Origin of the sequence: Streptomyces sp. NPDC017979 (assembly GCF_044328175.1) — a bacterium.
Taxonomy (GTDB): Bacteria; Actinomycetota; Actinomycetes; order Streptomycetales; family Streptomycetaceae; genus Streptomyces.
On sequence record NZ_JBIRGU010000001.1, the window covers coordinates 96091 to 110562 of the forward strand.

The 14472-nt window shown below is 71.0% G+C and carries 12 protein-coding genes, 1 pseudogene and 1 riboswitch; of the genes and pseudogenes, 1 reads left to right on the forward strand and 12 read right to left on the reverse strand.

What is annotated here, in order from left to right:
• The 9 genes from ACH4E8_RS00400 to rpsB form a co-directional block, all read right to left on the reverse strand.
• Complete coding sequence (locus ACH4E8_RS00400; RefSeq protein ID WP_398442877.1) at window positions 1-1017, reverse strand: ABC transporter ATP-binding protein; 1017 nt, start codon at window positions 1015-1017, stop codon at window positions 1-3.
• On the reverse strand, window positions 1017-2669 hold the full coding sequence (locus ACH4E8_RS00405) for an ABC transporter permease (RefSeq protein ID WP_398444660.1): 1653 nt from the start codon (window positions 2667-2669) through the stop codon (window positions 1017-1019). Before ACH4E8_RS00405 ends, ACH4E8_RS00400 begins: the two co-directional genes overlap by 1 nt.
• Window positions 2670-2734: 65 nt before the next feature.
• Window positions 2735-3838, reverse strand: a complete 1104-nt coding sequence (locus ACH4E8_RS00410) for a thiamine ABC transporter substrate binding subunit (protein WP_398442879.1) — start codon at window positions 3836-3838, stop codon at window positions 2735-2737.
• Window positions 3839-3918: 80 nt separating this feature from the next.
• Window positions 3919-4029: riboswitch (TPP riboswitch) on the reverse strand.
• Window positions 4030-4184: 155 nt separating this feature from the next.
• Window positions 4185-5291: a 23S rRNA (adenine(2503)-C(2))-methyltransferase RlmN gene (gene rlmN / locus ACH4E8_RS00415; RefSeq protein WP_398442881.1), complete on the reverse strand. Its 1107-nt coding sequence runs from the start codon at window positions 5289-5291 to the stop codon at window positions 4185-4187.
• Window positions 5292-5370: 79 nt separating this feature from the next.
• Window positions 5371-6705 carry a phosphatidate cytidylyltransferase gene (locus tag ACH4E8_RS00420; protein ID WP_398442883.1) on the reverse strand — a complete coding sequence of 445 codons (1335 nt, stop codon included), beginning with the start codon at window positions 6703-6705 and terminating at the stop codon, window positions 5371-5373.
• A complete protein-coding gene (frr, locus tag ACH4E8_RS00425) occupies window positions 6705-7262 on the reverse strand; it encodes a ribosome recycling factor (RefSeq protein ID WP_361960745.1) in 558 nt (185 codons plus the stop codon). Before frr ends, ACH4E8_RS00420 begins: the two co-directional genes overlap by 1 nt.
• Window positions 7263-7422: 160 nt before the next feature.
• Window positions 7423-8235 carry a UMP kinase gene (gene pyrH / locus ACH4E8_RS00430; RefSeq protein ID WP_398442885.1) on the reverse strand — a complete coding sequence of 271 codons (813 nt, stop codon included), beginning with the start codon at window positions 8233-8235 and terminating at the stop codon, window positions 7423-7425.
• A gap of 250 nt (window positions 8236-8485) precedes the next feature.
• Window positions 8486-9322, reverse strand: coding sequence for a translation elongation factor Ts (gene tsf, locus ACH4E8_RS00435; protein WP_398442887.1), 837 nt, complete (start codon window positions 9320-9322; stop codon window positions 8486-8488).
• 173 nt (window positions 9323-9495) lie between these two features.
• Window positions 9496-10371 (reverse strand): 30S ribosomal protein S2, encoded by an 876-nt coding sequence (gene rpsB, locus ACH4E8_RS00440; protein WP_398442889.1) that lies wholly within the window; start codon window positions 10369-10371, stop codon window positions 9496-9498.
• A gap of 257 nt (window positions 10372-10628) precedes the next feature.
• On the opposite strand from rpsB, the pseudogene ACH4E8_RS00445 reads away from it, so the two are divergent.
• Window positions 10629-11165: pseudogene (locus tag ACH4E8_RS00445) on the forward strand (peptidoglycan DD-metalloendopeptidase family protein); the annotation flags it as partial.
• Between the two features lie 301 nt (window positions 11166-11466).
• On the opposite strand, the gene ACH4E8_RS00450 reads toward ACH4E8_RS00445, so the two are convergent.
• The 3 genes from ACH4E8_RS00450 to dprA all read right to left on the reverse strand — a co-directional run bounded on the left by ACH4E8_RS00450 (window position 11467) and on the right by dprA (window position 14355).
• Entirely contained in the window at window positions 11467-12024 is a 558-nt protein-coding gene (locus ACH4E8_RS00450) for a TetR/AcrR family transcriptional regulator (protein WP_398444662.1), read from the reverse strand.
• Window positions 12025-12094: 70 nt separating this feature from the next.
• Window positions 12095-12931: an RNA polymerase sigma factor WhiG gene (gene whiG, locus ACH4E8_RS00455; protein WP_398442891.1), complete on the reverse strand. Its 837-nt coding sequence runs from the start codon at window positions 12929-12931 to the stop codon at window positions 12095-12097.
• 260 nt (window positions 12932-13191) lie between these two features.
• Window positions 13192-14355, reverse strand: coding sequence for a DNA-processing protein DprA (gene dprA / locus ACH4E8_RS00460; protein WP_398442893.1), 1164 nt, complete (start codon window positions 14353-14355; stop codon window positions 13192-13194).
• Window positions 14356-14472: the final 117 nt, after the last annotated feature.

The window sequence follows — 14472 nt, forward strand, 5'->3', positions numbered from 1 at the left end:
TCAGCCCAGTACGACCACGTCCTCCGGCGCGAAGACGACGCCCACCTCGGCGTGCTCCTCGGGTGCGTCCCGCAACGGCACCTCCGCCTCCAGCACGGGGCCCGTCGCCGGCCTCAGCCGTACGGCCACCCGGTCGCCCCGGAAGGTCCGCGCCACGACCGTGCAGCCCAGGCCCTCCTCCGCGTCCGTCAACCGCACCCCCGCCGGCCGCACCAGCACCTCGCGCTCGCCGTCCCCGGCCGGGCCCGCCAGCGGCAGCTTCCCCCACGCCGTCGTCGCCACCGATCCGCTGACGGTGGCGGCGACCACGTTGTCGAAGCCGAGGAACCGCGCCACGAAGGCGTCCGCGGGCCGCTGCCACACCTCCAGCGGCGCCCCCGTCTGGGCGATGCGCCCCTCCCGCATGATCACCACGCGGTCGGCGAGCGCGAACGCCTCGCCCTGGTCGTGGGTGACCGCCAGCACGGTCGTCCCCAGCCGCCCGAAGAGCGCCCGCAACTCCACCACCAGCCGCTCCCGCAGCCCGCGGTCGAGCTGGCCCAACGGCTCGTCGAGCATCAACAGCCGCGGCTCGGGGGCCAACGCCCGCGCCAGCGCGACCCGCTGCTGCTCGCCCCCGGAGAGGGAAGCGACCGCACGCCGCTCGGCGCCGGGCAGGCCGACGAGTTCCAACAGCTCCGCGACCCGCAACTCCCGCGCCTGCCGCCCGTCACCACGCATCCGCAGCCCGAAGGAGACGTTGCCGCCCGCGTCGTGCTGGGGGAAGAGTTGGTGGTCCTGGAACATCAGGCCCACGCCGCGCCGGTGCACCGGCACGTCCGTCTGGTCGGCGCCGGCGAGCAGCACCCGCCCCCGATCCGCCCGCTGCAACCCGGCGACCACCCGCAACAAGGTGGACTTGCCGCTGCCGCTGGGCCCGAGGACGCAGACGACCTCGCGGTCGGCGACCGTCAGGTCCACCCCGTCGAGCGCCGCCCGCACCCCGAAGCGTACGGTCACGTCGTCGAGTACCAGCATCAGAACTCCCCGGTCGAGCCGTTGGTCGTGCGCAGGCGGATCCGCTCCAACAACAGCAGCGCGCCCGCGCACACCACCATCAGGATCGTGCTCAGGGCCATCGCCTGCCCGTAGTTGAGTTCGCCGGGCCGTCCCAGCAGCCGGGCGACGGCGACCGGCAGCGTCGGGTTGTCGGGTCTGGCGATGAAGACGGTCGCGCCGAACTCCCCGAGCGACACGGCGAACGCGAAGCCCGCGGCGATCAGCAGGGCACGCCGCACCAACGGCAGGTCCACCTCCCGCCACACCCGCAGCGGCGAGGCCCCGAGGACCGCCGCCGCCTCCCGCAGCCGCCCGTCGACCGCGCGCAGCACCGGCAGCATGGTGCGCACCACGAACGGCACGCCGACCAGCGCCTGCGCCAACGGCACCAGGATCCACGAGGCCCGCAGGTCCAACGGCGGCTCGTCGAGCGTGATCAGGAAGCCGAAGCCCACCGTCACCGCCGAGACCCCGAGCGGCAACATCAACAGCGCGTCGAAGCCGCGCACCAGCCGCCCCGCCCCGCGCTCCCGGCCCTCCGGCCCGGGCCGACGGGCCAGCGCCGCCGCCGCGAGCCCGCCCACGACGACCGCGATCGCCGTCGCGGCCAGCGCGTACTTCAGCGAGTTCCCCACGGCGTGCACCGGTGGTACGAGGAACGCGCCCCCGCTCGCGTCCAGCGAGCCGAGCGCCCGGTAGTAGTCGAAGCCGTATCCGTCGGGGGTGGACAGCGACCGTTCCACCAGCACCCCCAGCGGCACCAGCACCAGCAGGGCGACCGTGGTCAGCACCCCGCCGAGCAGCGCCCACTGCCGCACCCCGTGCGGCCGGCGGGCGGTGGACGTGGGGTCCACCAGCGTCAGCGCGCCCTCCCGGCGCCGCACCGTCCACGCGTGCACGCCCAATACCGCGCCGACGGCGGCGAACTGCACCAGGGTCAGGACGGCGGCCGTGCGCAGGTCCAACAGTTGCGCGGTCTGCCGGTAGATCTCCACCTCCAAGGTGGCGAAGCCGGGGCCGCCCAGGATCTGGACCACGCCGAAGGAGGTGAAGGTGAAGAGGAAGACCATCAGCGCCGCGGCGGCCAGGGACGGCGCGAGCGCCGGGAGCGTGACCGTGCGCCAGGCGGCGAAGCGGCCGGCGCCCAGCACCCGCGCCGCCTCCTCCTGACGCGGGTCGAGCTGTGCCCACAGGCCGCCCACGGTCCGCACCACCACGGCGTAGTTGAAGAAGACGTGCGCGAGGAGGATCGCCCACACCGTGGTGTCGAGCCGGATCCCGAACGTCTCGTCGAGCAGTCCGCCGCGGCCCAGCAGCGCGAGGAAGGCGGTGCCGACGACGACGGTCGGCAGCACGAACGGCACGGTCACCACGGCCCGCAGCAGCCGCTTGCCCGGGAAGTCGTAGCGGGCCGTGACGTACGCTCCCGGCAGCGCGACGAGCAGGGTGAGCGCGGTCGACGCGAGCGCCTGCCAGGTGGTGAACCACAGCACGTCGAGGACGTCCGGGCGGCTCAGCACCTCACCGATGCGCCCGAACTGCCAACGACCGCCGTCCCGCAGCCCGCGGCCGACGATCGCGGCCACGGGGTACGCGAAGAAGACGCCGAAGAACGCGACGGGCAGCGCCATCAGGGCGAGCCGCGTCGCGTTCCCCGTGCGGGGCGCCCGGCCGCGGCGGCCCGCCGCGGGCCGGGCTACTTCACCACGAGCGAGGACCACGTCTGAACCCACTGCTCACGGTTCTTGGAAATGGTGTCGGGCGCCAGCGTCGCCGGCTTCTCGACCACCGCGCCGTGCCGGGTGAACAGCTCGGGCAGCTTCGCCCCGCTGACCACCGGGTTGACGAACATGTTCAGCGGCATGTCCTCCTGGAAGGTCTTGGAGACCATGAAGTCCAGCAGGGCCTTTCCGCCGGCCTCGTTCTTCGCGCCCTTCAGCAGGCCCGCGAACTCGACCTGTCGGAAGCAGGTTCCGGTGGCGACGCCGGTGGGCGCCTCGGTCGGCTGCGGCTCGGCGAACAGCACCTCGACCGGCGGGCTGGAGGCGTACGAAACCACCAGCGGCCGGTCCGCCTTGGCCTTCTTTCCGCCGGCGGACCCGGAGAACTCCTCGTTGTAAGCCTGCTCCCAGCCGTCGACGACCTTGACGCCGTTGCCCTTGAGCTGCTTCCAGTAGTCCTGCCAACCGTCCTCGCCGAAGTGCGCGACGGTGCCGAGGACGAAGCTCAGGCCCGGGGAGGACGTGGCCGCGTTCTCCACGACCAGCAGGTCCTTGTACTCGGGCTTGGCCAGGTCCTCGAAGGTCTGCGGCGGCGCGAGCTTCTTGTCCGCGAAGTACTTCTTGTCGTAGTTGACGCAGACGTCGCCGGTGTCGATCGGGGTGACCCGGTGCTTGTCCTTGTCGAGCTGCACGGTGGCCGGCACCTGGTCGAGGCCCTTGGCCTCGTGCGGGGTGAAGACGCCGTTGTCGAGCGCCCGGGACAGCAGGGTGTTGTCGACGCCGAAGAACACGTCGCCCTGCGGAGAGCCCTTCGTCAGGATCTCCTTGTTGAGCGCGACCGCGGTGTCCCCGCTCTTGAGGACCTTGACGGTGTAGCCGGTCTGCCGGGTGAACTCCTTGAGCACGGCCTCGGAGGCGGCGAAGGAATCGTGGCTCACCAGCGTGACCGTCTTCGAGCCCTTGCCGTCGCCGCCCTTGGCACCGGAGTCACCGGAGGACTCGCCGCCGCAGGCGGCGAGCACGCTCACGCCGAGCGCCGCGGCCAGCGCGGCGGCCGTCTTCTTCCTGATACTGCTCACGGATGGATTCCTCCTGGGGGTGGCCAGGAAGAGACGCGGCCCGGCCCGGTCCCGTCGTGGACCCGGGCAGGGCGCAACAGCTTGAGTGGTGACCGAACTTCCTACCCAGAATGACCTGGGCGAGGTTCAGAGGGTCTGCGGTCTGATGGGTACCGCACTCTCAGCGCTGTGGCGCTCCCCTGTCGGATTTATGTAGATGTACGGGTCAGCTTACAAGGTCACCCGCGGACGGCAGCAGGGGTGGGTGGCCGTGCGCACCCTCGCCCCGAGTCCTGCGCCCGCGGCCCGACATCCGAACTCGGCCTCGTGGCCCGCCCTGCTGAGGGACCTACTGAGGGAGCTGCCGTCAGCGCTCGGACGCCGCGAGCTGTCCGCACGCGCCGTCGATCTCCTGACCCCGGGTGTCCCGCACCGTGACCGGAACGCCGTGCGCCGCGATCGCCGCCACGAACGCCTTCTCGTCCTCCGGCCTCGACGCCGTCCACTTCGACCCCGGAGTGGGGTTCAGCGGAATCAGGTTCACATGGACGCGTCGGCCCTTCAGGAGCCGTCCCAGCAGGTCACCGCGCCACGCTTGGTCGTTGATGTCACGGATCAGCGCGTACTCGATGGAGACGCGGCGGCCCGACTTCTCCGCGTACTCCCACGCGGCGTCCAGGACCTCGCGGACCTTCCAGCGGGTGTTCACCGGGACGAGCGTGTCACGCAGCTCGTCGTCCGGGGCGTGCAGCGACAACGCGAGCCGGCACTTGAAGCCCTCGTCCGCGAAGCGGAGCATCGCCGGCACCAGGCCGACGGTGGAGACCGTGATCCCGCGCTGGGACAGTCCGAGGCCGTCGGGCTCGGGGTCGGTGAGCCGACGGATCGCGCCGACCACCCGCTTGTAGTTCGCCAGCGGCTCGCCCATGCCCATGAAGACGATGTTCGACAGCCGGGCGGGGCCGCCGGGGACCTCGCCGTCGCGCAGGGCCCGCATCCCGTCCACGATCTGGTGCACGATCTCCGCGGTCGACAGGTTGCGGTCGAGGCCGGCCTGCCCGGTGGCGCAGAACGGGCAGTTCATCCCGCAGCCGGCCTGGGAGGAGATGCACATCGTCACCCGGTCGGGATAGCGCATCAGCACGGACTCGACGAGCGTCCCGTCGTGCAGCCGCCACAGGGTCTTGCGGGTGGTGTCCTCGTCGCAGGAGATGTGCCGCACCACCGACATCAGATCGGGCAGCAGCTCCGCGGCCAGCTTCTCCCGCGCGGCGGCCGGGATGTCCGTCCACTGCGCCGGGTCGTGCGCGTACCGGGCGAAGTAGTGCTGCGAGAGCTGCTTGGCGCGGAAGGGCTTCTCGCCGATCGCGGCGACGGCGTCCTTCCGCTCGGCGGGCGAGAGGTCGGCGAGGTGCCTCGGGGGCTTCTTGGCTCCGCGAGGCGCGATGAATGTGAGTTCTCCGGGCTTGGGCATGGTCCATCCAGTGTCGCAGAGATACGACGAAGGGCTCGCCATCCTGTGGATAACAAGCCCTTCACCGTGAAGCCGCAGGTCAGCCGCTTCCTACGAACACCACGAACAACAACCAGACCACGGGCGCCGTCGGCAGCAACGAGTCCAACCGGTCCATGATGCCGCCGTGTCCCGGCAGCAGCGTGCCCATGTCCTTGATGCCGAGGTCTCGCTTGATCATCGACTCGCCGAGGTCTCCCAGCGTCGCGCTGACCGCCACCGCGAGGCCCAGCAGCAGACCCTGCCACCAGGTGCCGTCGTCGATCATGAACTGCATGCACAGCGCGCCCGCCACCATGGCGAAGCCCACCGCGCCCAACAGCCCCTCGCGGGTCTTCCCGGGACTGATCCGCGGAGCGAGCTTGCGCTTGCCGAAGCGCCAGCCGACCGCGTACGCGCCGGTGTCGCTGACCACCGTGAGGAGGAGGAACGCGAACACCCGCCAGGCACCGTCGTCGGCCGTGAGCATCATGGCGACGAAGGTCGCCAGGAACGGCACGTAGAACACGGCGAAGATCCCCGCCGTGACGTCCTTCAGGTACCCCTCGGGCGGCTCCGTCATCCGCCACACCAGCACGGCGAGGGCCGTGAGCGCCGTGGCGACCCAGGCGCCCTCCGCGCCGCGCACGTACCCGGCGACCACCATCGCCGCGCCGCCGACGGCGAGCGGCACCAGCGGCGCCTTGATCTCCTTGCGCTCCGCCAGCCGGGAGGTGAGCTCCCACAGGCCGACCACGACGGCGACCACGACGACGCCGACGAACACCGCCTTGACGAAGAAGAGCGACGCGATGATCACCGCACCGAGGCCGACGCCGACCCCTATGGCCGCCCGCAGGTCACGGCCGGCACGCTTCTTCACACCGCTCTCCCCCGTGCGCCGGGCTCCGTGCCGGGCTGCCGGCTGACCGGGCTGCTGCGGCGGCTGCGCCGCGGACGCGACCGGCTCCGTCGGCCCCGTACCGGGAGCTGACGAACCCCCGCCCGCACCCGCACGTCGCTCGTGCCCGGAGCGCCCGCCCCGGTCCTTCTGACCGGACGGGCCGCCCATACGGCGTCTGTGCGACGACTCGGGTGCCGGCGGCTGCGCACCGGCACCCGGCGCCGGCTCCCGCGGGACCTCGTCACGGAACAGCGGACCGTTCAGCCGGGGCGACTCCCGCTCGCCGTCGTCCCTGTGGTCGCGGTCGCCGGGACCGTTGCCGTTGGCGTTTCTACCTGCGTCGGGGAAGTCCGGCACGATGGGCATGGGCCGAGTCTGCTGTGCCTCATGCCCATCGAAGGCGGGACCCGCCGAGGCAGGACCCTGGTCGTGCGGACGCCACCCTCCGGTGTAGTCGGCCCTCTGCGGGGCCCCCCAGGAAGCGTCGTTCATCAGACTTCGAGCAGCTCGGCTTCCTTGTGCTTGAGCAGCTCGTCGACCTGCGCCACGTACTTGGCGGTGGTGTCGTCGAGCTCCTTCTCGGCGCGACGGCCCTCGTCCTCGCCGACCTCGCCGTCCTTGACGAACTTGTCGATGGTCTCCTTGGCCTTGCGGCGCACGGCGCGGATCGAGATCTTGGCGTCCTCGGCCTTGCCCTTGGCGACCTTGATGTACTCGCGGCGGCGCTCCTCGGTCAACTCCGGGAACACCACACGGATGATGTTGCCGTCGTTGCTCGGGTTGACCCCGAGGTCGGAGTCGCGGATCGCCTGCTCGATGTTGCGCAGCGCGGACTTGTCGAACGGCGTGACCACGGCCATCCGCGGCTCGGGCACCGAGAACGAGGCGAGCTGGTTGATCGGGGTCAGCGCACCGTAGTAGTCGGCCACGATCTTGTTGAACATCGCCGGGTGCGCACGCCCGGTGCGGATCGCGGCGAAGTCATCCTTGGCGACCAGGACGGCCTTCTCCATTTTCTCCTCTGCCTCGAGGAGGGTCTCTTCGATCACCACTTGCTCCTGCGTGTCTTGAGTAGGCCCGGCTGACAACTGCCCGGTCGGGCGGAACCTGTGTCGCGTCTTCCCTGCACGGTGTCCGACCGGCAGGGCTCTGTCTATCCCAGGACATCCTCGGGCATCCGTTCCCCGGACGCCCGGGACGCCCCCCGGTTCAGGACCGGGTGCCCTTGTCGCTCACGAGCGTGCCGATCTTCTCACCCCGTACGGCCCGCGCGATATTGCCCTCGGCCAACAGCTCGAAGACGAGGATCGGCAGGGCGTTGTCACGGCAGAGGGTGATGGCCGTGGCGTCGGCGACCTTGAGGTCCTTGGTGATGACCTCGCCGTAGTCGAGCGCGTCGTACTTCACCGCGGCCGGGTTGGTCCTGGGGTCGGAGTCGTACACCCCGTCCACGCCGTTCTTGCCCATCAACAGGGCCTCGGCGTCGATCTCCAGGGCGCGCTGGGCCGCGGTGGTGTCGGTGGAGAAGTACGGCATGCCCATGCCGGCGCCGAAGATGACGACGCGTCCCTTCTCCAAGTGGCGCACGGCGCGCAGCGGGATGTAGGGCTCCGCGACCTGGCTCATGGTGATGGCGGTCTGGACGCGCGAGTCGATGCCCTCCTTCTCCAGGAAGTCCTGGAGGGCGAGGCAGTTCATCACCGTTCCGAGCATGCCCATGTAGTCGGAGCGGGCCCGGTCCATGCCGCGGACCTGGAGCTCCGCACCGCGGAAGAAGTTGCCGCCGCCGATGACGATCGCGATCTGCGCGCCGTTGCGGACGACCGCGGCGATCTCACGGGCGATGGCGTGCACGACGTCGGGGTCCACCCCGAGGCCCCCGCCGCCGGAGAACGCCTCTCCCGAGAGCTTCAGCATGAAGCGTCCGGCACCGGCCTTGGCGTTGGGCTTGGTCACGTCGTGCTTCCCGTCGTGGTCGGTGTTGTCGCCGGCTGCCAGTTTGGCGTCCACGCCCTGGTTCATGGAGATCTCCTCGTGCACATACGAGGAAGGCCATCGCCGCGGGTACTGGTGTCCCTGTCGGCAATGGCCTCCTCGTCACATCTGCGGTCGTTCCGGCGCTCCGGGCGCGGTGGTGGCGCCCGGGGCCCACGCGGCCGATGACTGCGTGGGAAACCCTAGCGGGCTCCCGGATCGATCGCGTACTCGACGTACCCGCGCAGCCGTCCTCGCGGCCCGCGTACGCGAGTACTCGCGTTCTCTGGGTGGCTGATCAGGCGCCGACGCGGATGCGCGCGAAGCGCTTCAGCTCGACACCGGCCTCGTCGAGAACCTTCTTGACGGACTTCTTGTTGTCCTTCGCGAACGGCTGGTCGAGGAGGGTGACCTCCTTGAAGAAGCCGTTGACGCGACCCTCGACGATCTTCGGCAGGGCGGCCTCGGGCTTGCCCTCCTCGCGCGAGGTGGCCTCGGCGACGCGGCGCTCGTTCTCGACGACCTCGGCCGGGACGTCCTCACGGGTGAGGTACTTCGGCGAGAAGGCGGCGATGTGCTGCGCGACGTCCTTGGCGACCTCGGCGTTCTCGGCGCTGAGCTCGACCAGCACGCCGACCTGCGGCGGCAGGTCCGGCATGGTGCGGTGCATGTAGACGCCGACGTACGCACCGGAGAACTGCGCGAAGCGGTCGAGGACGATCTTCTCGCCGAGGTTGGCGTTGGCCTCGTCGACGTACGCCTGGACGGTCTTGCCGGCCTCGATCTCGGAGGCGAGCAGGGCCTCCAGGTCGGCCGGGGAGGTCGCGGCGACGTGCGCGGCCAGGGCGTTGGCGACGGCCAGGAACTTCTCGCCCTTGGCGACGAAGTCCGTCTCGCACTTCAGCTCCAGCAGGACGCCGGAGGTCTTGTCGTCCGAGATGAGGGAGACGACGGCGCCGTTCTCAGCGCTGCGGCCCTCGCGCTTGGCGACGCCCTTCTGGCCCTTGACGCGCAGCAGCTCGACGGCCTTGTCGACGTTGCCGTCGGCCTCGTCCAGCGCCTTCTTGCAGTCCATCATGCCGGCGCCGGTGAGCTCGCGGAGCTTCTTGACGTCAGCGGCGGTGTAGTTCGCCATGTCCTTGAGTCTTTTCTCGAAAGTCGGAAGTCGATCGAAGTCGAGACCGGATCCGGAGATCGTCCGTGGACCCGGTGACGATCCGGTGACGGAATCTACGGGCGGGCGGCGGGGGGCGGTGTCCGTGACACCGTCCCCCGCCGTCCCCACCCGCACGGCTCAGCCGGGCGGTGTCAGCCCTGCTCGGCGTCCGCGGCCGGCTTCTCAGCCTCAGCCTCGGCGGCGGGAGCCTCAGCGGGCTTCTCGGCCTCGGCGGCGTCGTCGGCCTTCTTCTCGCCCTCGAGGAGGTCGCGCTCCCACTCGGCGAGCGGCTCGCCGGCGGCCTTCTCACCCGGCTTGGAGTCACCGGTGGCGACGCCGGAGCGGGCGATGAGGCCCTCGGCGACGGCGTCGGCGATCACGCGGGTGAGCAGCGTGACGGAGCGGATCGCGTCGTCGTTGCCGGGGATCTTGTAGTCGACCTCGTCCGGGTCGCAGTTGGTGTCGAGGATCGCGACGACCGGGATGTTGAGCTTGCGGGCCTCGCCGACCGCGATGTGCTCCTTCTTGGTGTCCACGATCCAGACGGCGCTGGGCACCTTCTGCATCTCGCGGATACCGCCCAGGGTCTTCTCCAGCTTGGCCTTCTCGCGGGAGAGGACCAGGAGCTCCTTCTTGGTCAGGCCGGAGGCGGCCACGTCCTCGAAGTCGATCTGCTCCAGCTCCTTGAGGCGCTGCAGCCGCTTGTAGACGGTGGAGAAGTTGGTCAGCATGCCGCCGAGCCAGCGCTGGTTGACGTAGGGCATGCCCACGCGCGCGGCCTGCTCGGCGATGGCCTCCTGGGCCTGCTTCTTGGTGCCGACGAACATGATGGAGCCGCCGTGCGCGACGGTCTCCTTGACGAACTCGTAGGCGCGGTCGATGTACGACAGCGACTGGAGCAGGTCGATGATGTAGATGCCGTTGCGCTCGGTGAAGATGAAGCGCTTCATCTTCGGGTTCCAGCGACGGGTCTGGTGACCGAAGTGGACGCCGCTTTCCAGCAGCTCCCGCATCGTGACGACGGCCATGGCCGTATCTCCTTGATTTCTCGGTTGTGTCCTGACGCCCCGGCGCGCCTGCCGCGAGGGACCGAGGGGCGCGGCCACCGACCCTGACGGGTGACTGGTGGCGGGGCGTGCGAAGTCGACCCGGTGGCCCGGATCGCCAGAAGAAGTGTACGGGACCCGGACACCGTCGGGTGACGGCGTTGTCCACAACGAGCCCGTTATCCACAGATCCAGACCATGATCCACAACACAGCGGGGGTGTGGGGCACCGTCGTCACATGGGTCGTCACAGGAGTCGTCACAGGGAACGCAGAGTGCCGGAGCGGTACGGGAAGGCGGTCGTCGCGGTGCTGCTCGCGCTGGCGTCGGCGCTCGCCGTCGGGCCCGAGTTCGCCGGGACTGCGGCGTGGGCCGGTGCCTTCGCGGGGGTGGCCGGGTGGGCGGCGCCGAGCGGGCGGGAGACGCCGGAGGGGGTGCGCCGGGCGCAGCGGAGTTGGCCCGTGGGGCCTGCGGGGCCGGCCGGGGCGGCTCGTCCCCGGGTCGTCCGCGGTTGGGAGCCGCCCTCGTCGCCGTACGGGGCCGGGCATCGCGGCGTGGACCTGGCCGCCGCGCCCGGGGCCCGGGTGCGGGCGGTGGGCGCGGGGCGGGTTTCGTTCGCGGGGCGGGTGGCCGGTCGGGGTGTGCTGTCGCTGGCCCTCGCCGATTCGGGGGAGCCGCCGCTGCGGGTGACGTACGAGCCGGTCGAGGCACTGCTGCCGGTGGGGACGGAGGTGGTCGCCGGCGAGGTGGTGGGGCGCCTCGCTGCGGGGCCGTCGCACTGTGCGACCGGCTGTCTGCACTGGGGGCTGCTACGGGGCTCCACCTATCTGGATCCGCTCTCGCTGCTGCCGGCCGACATGCTGCGCCGCACGCCGTCCCGGCTGCTCCCACTGATCGGGACGCCGGCGACTGCGGCCGTGGCACCGACCGCCGCGGGGCGGGCCGGAGCGCTGCACGGGGTGGTGCTGGGAGCTGTGGCGGCGCTGGCGCACCGAGCGTTGCGCCGCCGCGCAGGCGTCTGCCCGCGGTGGTCCGCACGCACGCCGGACCGGCGACGGCGCCGGGCGGCCCGTGGCGTCAGGCCCGGACGCCCCGCAGCGCCATCGAGACCGCCGCGTCAGCGATCACCTGGGGCTCCTCCGCCGCGCCGAGCTCGATGCGTCGCACCGCGGCGTCGACGACCCCCTGGAGCAGCATCGCGGCGAGCCTGGGCTGCTCGTGGCCCAGCTCCCCCAGCGCTTCGACGATCATGGCGATCAGCCCGCCGTGCGCCGCGCGGATCTTCTCCCGGGCCCCGTCGTCGAGCTCTCCCGCGGAGATCGCGACCACCGCCCGGTGCCTGCGATCGCCGACGAGGTCGAGCTGTCGGCGGACGTACGCCTCGATCTTGCCCTCGGCCGTCTCGGCCCGCTCCATGGCGGCCTCGACCTCCGCCGCCCAGACGGGGAAGTCCACCGCGCACAGTTCCTCGACGACGGCGGCGCGGGAACGGAAGTACTCGTACACGGACGACCTGGCCAAGCCGGTGCGTTCCGCGAGGGCGGGGAAGGTCAATGCCTCCGTGCCGCCCTCGGACAGCAGGGAGCGCGCGGCGTCGAGCAGGGCGCCGCGCTGCATGGTCCGGTGCTCGGCCACGGAGGCCGCTCGAATCCTGGGCACCCTTCCACTTTACGGATGCCGCGCAAGAGGCAGGGGCGTTTCCGACTCAACGACCCACGTCAGCAAGTTTCGCCCGTAGCTGGAGCACCGACTTCGTGTGGATCTGACTGACCCTGCTCTCGGTGACCCCGAGCACGTTGCCGATCTCCGCGAGCGTCAGCCCCTCGTAGTAGTAGAGGGTGACGACGGTCTTCTCGCGCTCGGGGAGCGTGTTGATGGCGCGGGCGAGCAGTCGCCGCAGTTCGCGGTCCTCGGCCACCTCGACCGGGTCGTCCGCCGCGGTGTCCTCCAGGGTGTCCATCAGGCTGAGCCGGTCGCCGCCCTCCCCGCCGACGTGCAGCAACTCCTCCAGGGCGACCACGTTCGCCAGGGACAACTGGCTGAAGACGGAGTGCAGTTCCTCGATGCTGATGTCCATCTCGGAGGCGACTTCGCCCTCGGTCGGCGTGCGCCTCAACTGCGCTTCCAGCGTGGCGTACGCCCGCTCGACGGCGCGCGCCTTCTGCCGCACGGAGCGCGGAATCCAGTCCAGGGCGCGCAGTTCGTCGATCATCGCGCCCCGGATGCGGGTGATCGCGTACGTCTCGAACTTGATGGACCGCTCGATGTCGAACTTCTCGATGGCGTCGATGAGTCCGAAGATTCCGGACGAGACGAAGTCCGCCTGCTCCACGTTCGACGGCAGCCCGACGCTCACCCGGCCCGCGACGTACTTCACCAGGGGTGAGTAGTGCAGGATCAACTGCTCGCGGAGCCGCTCGTCCCCGGTGGCCTTGTACGACTGCCACAACTCCTCAAGCGACGAGGGAGCGGGGGGCCGCGCGGTGCCACGGGCAGGGGATGGCACTGCCGCGCGATCAGACCCGGAGGTGTGCTGGGGCATGCGTTGCCTTGAGCCGTTCTGCTGAAGAGGGGGACTCGGTGCGGGTGAACTCGACGAGGGGCGGGTGTCTTGGGGCGGGAATGTGAGCGTAGCGTGACTGCGTGGTCGCGGTGGGCGAAGGCCGTGGCGGCCCCGTGCGCGGTACGGGCCGTGACCCGCGCCGTCGAACCGTCGTCGGCTGTACACGTGCCAGTCCTTCCGGCGCGGCGGAGGACAGCGCAAAGGTCGCCCGCATCACTTTTTCACCCGAATGCTCCAAATCAAGAACCGCCTCGCCGCGCGTTCGACCCCTCGTGCGCCCGGCGCGTCAATCGCCAGCTCCCACCGTGTCGTTCGACGAAACCCAAGGCGTGCAGTTCATACAGCCTGCCGAGCGTTTCATCGGTCGGGGTGCCGGTGTCACGGGCGAGCCGCGCGGCGTCGACCTCCCCACGTGCGGGAAGGGCTTCGAGGACGCAGGCGCTGACGGGGTCAAGGACGTCACGCGGGCGGTCGACACCCCAACGCTCCGGCGCCAACTCGCCCATCCCCCCGACCAGTTCGACCACTTCATCGGCGTCGGTGACCAGCGCCCCCTCGCCCCGCAGCAGTTCGTGCACACCGGCGGAGAGCCCGCTGGTGACCGGGCCGGGAACGCCCATCACATGTCGCCCCAACTCGACCGCGCGCCGTGCGGTGGCGAGCGCCCCGCTGCGGTACTCGGCCTCGACCACGACCGTGCCGCGAGTGAGGGCGGCGATGACTCTGTTCCGCAGGATGAAGCGACTGCGCGTCGGATGGTTCCCCGGCGGTAACTCCCCGACGACCAGGCCCTGTTCCCCGATGCGGCGGATCAGCTCGGCATGGCCCGGTGGATAGGCGACGTCCACTCCGCAGGCCAGTACGGCCACCGTGGCGCCGCCCGCGGAGAGCACGCCCCGATGGGCGGCCCCGTCGATCCCGAACGCCGCTCCCGACACCACCACCCAACCCCGCTCCGCAAGCCCGCTGCCGAGTAGGCCCGCCACGTGCGCGCCGTAGGGCGTGCACGCCCGGGCGCCGACGACGGCGACCGAGCGCACCGCCCAGGTCCGCAGATGGGCACCGCCTCGCACCCAGAGCCCGATGGGGCGGGCGCCCCCGAGGTCGTCGAGCTGGGTCGGCCACTCCCCGTCGCCCGGGCACACGAACCGTCCGCCAGCCACCGCGATCCCTTCCAGGTCCCGCTGTGGGTCAGCAGCTGCCGCCCGTGCCCGATAGCTCGCCAGTCGCCGCTGTGACGCCCCGGGCAGCGTCGCCTCATCGACCTCCACCGCGGTGAGGCGGTCCATCAGCCCCACCGCCCCGAACCGGCTGAGCCATCTGCCGCCGCTCTCGTCCCCCGGCTCGATCACCCTGGTCAGCGCGGCACGGGCGATGCGCTCCCGATCTTCGATGGCGGTCATCGCACGCCGACCCCCTGCCCCGATCCAGGCCCGGGCCTCCACCACGGACGGCAGCGGCAGCCCGCAGAAGCCAGCGGCCCTGCCGCCTCGCAGGCGCGCGGCGCTTGCGTCCCACCG